Below are 2,372 nucleotides of genomic sequence, written 5' to 3' on the forward strand. Positions count from 1 at the left end.
GAGTATCTTCTCATGCGCAAACACCAGACGCTCGCCGGCATTCAGGCGGGAGAAAACCCGAAGGAAGGCCGGGTAGAACAGCTGACTCATGGGCTGGCGGCTGAGCTGGAGCGCGCGATTTCGCGAGGCCCGGGCAATGATCTGATGAAATTCGATATCAAGGTCGACCAGGCCCTGCTTGTCTTCAAGCGCCGCCTTGGTGTTCTCGACATTGGTCCGGAGCGCCTCAAGCATATCGTTGTCGATTCGTGTCGCGGCGCATTCGGCCAGCACGGGCTCGAGACAGCGCATGCTTTCCCACAACTCGAAGAAGCTGATCTCATGCAGGACGATCGCCGCCGTGACCCTCTGCGAGATATCGGCCTCGCGCGGCGCGGTGACGTAAAGAAGCTTGCCGCCGTCGTGACGACGAACCAGGCCATTCTGCTCCAATACCCGTATCGCTTCTCGAATGGTCGAACGGTGAACATCGAACGCCTCGGCCAATGCCGTCTCAGAAGGCACGCGGTAGCCGACTGCCCATTGGCCGGACATGACCCTGGCCTCAATGGTGCGTACCACCAATCGGTATGCCGGTTCGTTTCGCTCGCGCGATGAAGCATTCAGATCGTCAACTAGCGCCATTTTTAGTCCGACAAATTGGTATGCTACACAGTACCGCGGTGCAGAAAAATATCAACAATAGACAGAATCTTCTGGTTGATTGTGCGATCGATTTGACAACTTGCGACGATAACCCACATTATTGTCCGACAATAATCGCCGTTTTAGATGACCCTACCGCGGAGGTTGGAACCTTGGACGATATTGATTTCGCGCGAAAATCGGTGCTGGTGGTCGGTGGATCGAGCGGTATCGGCAATGCGATTGCGCAGGGATTTCGTTTGCGCGGCGCCGATGTCCACGTCTGGGGAACCCGGCAATCGGCGTCCGACTATGCCGCGGAGCAAGGTTGCGACCTCACCGGTGCACTATTCCCAGGTGAATGTCAGCGATTTCGATGCCATCGAATCGTTGCAGCCAGCCTTCCCGAATCTTGACGTGCTCGTCCTGTCACAGGGAATCGTGCTGTACGGTCGGCGCGAGTTCGAAATGCAGGGGTTTCGTCAAATCATCGATGTGAACCTCAACAGCCTGATGGCGTGCAGCCTCAAATTCCACGAGATGCTGAGAGCCAGCCGAGGGTCGATCATCATTCTCAGTTCGATGGCAGGGTTTCGCTCGACCAAAGGCAACCCGGCCTACAACGCCTCGAAAGCGGGCGCCGTTGGCCTCACGCGTACGTTGGGAGAGGCTTGGGCGGAGGACGGGATCAGGGTCAACGGCATCGCACCCGGCTTAGTCGCCACCAAGCTCACCAAGGTGACGACCGATCGTCCAAAGCGACGAGAGGCGACCGAGCACCGCGTCCCGTTGAAACGGCTCGGACAGCCGGAGGATATGGTCGGCACCGCCCTGTTCCTGGCATCTCCGTTGTCGAGCTACATGGTCGGACAGACGCTCATCGTGGACGGCGGCATCACGCTGGCCTGAACCGCCGTCCAGCCGGAGCATGATTCGCAAAGTGTCACGCTTCAGGTGCGTCGCGCGAACTCGCGGTCGCGCAACTCGCGGCGCCGGATCTTGCCCGTGATTGTCATGGGAAGTTCGCTCACATACTCGATCGCGCGCGGATACTTGTATGGTGCGGTCACCGACTTGACATGATCTTGCAGCGCTCTCGTCAGATCGGGCGATGGCTCACCTCCCTGGCGTAGCACGACGAATGCCTTCACGATTTCGCCGCGCTCGGGATCGGGGCTGGCGACGACGGCGCACGACTGCACCAGTGGATGTTCCGCCAGGGCATTTTCGACCTCGATCGGACCGATGCGATAGCCTGCCGAATTGATGACGTCGTCGGACCGCCCGCGATACCAGAGATAGCCTTCGGCGTCCTTCTCCGCCCGGTCGCTGGTGAGATACCAGCGCCCGTCAGGACCGTCGACGAAACACGCGGCCGTCTTGTCCGGCTCCTTCCAGTAGCCGAGCATGAGCTGCGGATTGGGCACCTTGAGCGCGAGGTCGCCTTCCTGGCCGGGCGGCAGACGGTTTCCACCGGCGTCGATCACGTCCAGATCGCTTCCGGGTGAAGGACGGCCCATCGAGCCGTATCGCACATCCTCTCCGGGGTAGTTCAACGCCACCATCAGGGCTTCGGTCTGCCCATAGGCCTCATCGATCCGGATGCCGGTCACCTCCTGCCATCGTTCGGCAACCACGGGGTTCATGGCTTCGCCTGCGGTGACGACGCGGCGCAGCCTTCCCATGTCCGCTCTGGTGCCGACCTCGGCAACGACGCGCGACAATTCCGTGCTGGCGGCGCAGTACAC

At 60.3% G+C, this 2,372-nt stretch carries 2 protein-coding genes and 1 pseudogene; 1 reads left to right on the forward strand and 2 read right to left on the reverse strand.

Features of this window, described 5'->3' with window-relative positions:
- Window positions 1-624 (reverse strand): GntR family transcriptional regulator (locus JHD07_RS37435; protein WP_291631328.1); only part of this gene is annotated, 624 nt, incomplete at its 3' end.
- Window positions 625-797: 173 nt separating this feature from the next.
- On the opposite strand from JHD07_RS37435, the pseudogene JHD07_RS37440 reads away from it, so the two are divergent.
- Window positions 798-1,533, forward strand: a pseudogene (locus tag JHD07_RS37440) (SDR family oxidoreductase).
- A gap of 41 nt (window positions 1,534-1,574) precedes the next feature.
- Here JHD07_RS37440 and JHD07_RS37445 read toward each other — a convergent pair.
- A complete protein-coding gene (locus JHD07_RS37445; RefSeq protein WP_366865854.1) occupies window positions 1,575-2,372 on the reverse strand; it encodes an AMP-binding protein in 798 nt (265 codons plus the stop codon).

The organism is Bradyrhizobium sp., assembly GCF_016462955.1.
Lineage (GTDB): Bacteria > Pseudomonadota > Alphaproteobacteria > Rhizobiales > Xanthobacteraceae > Bradyrhizobium.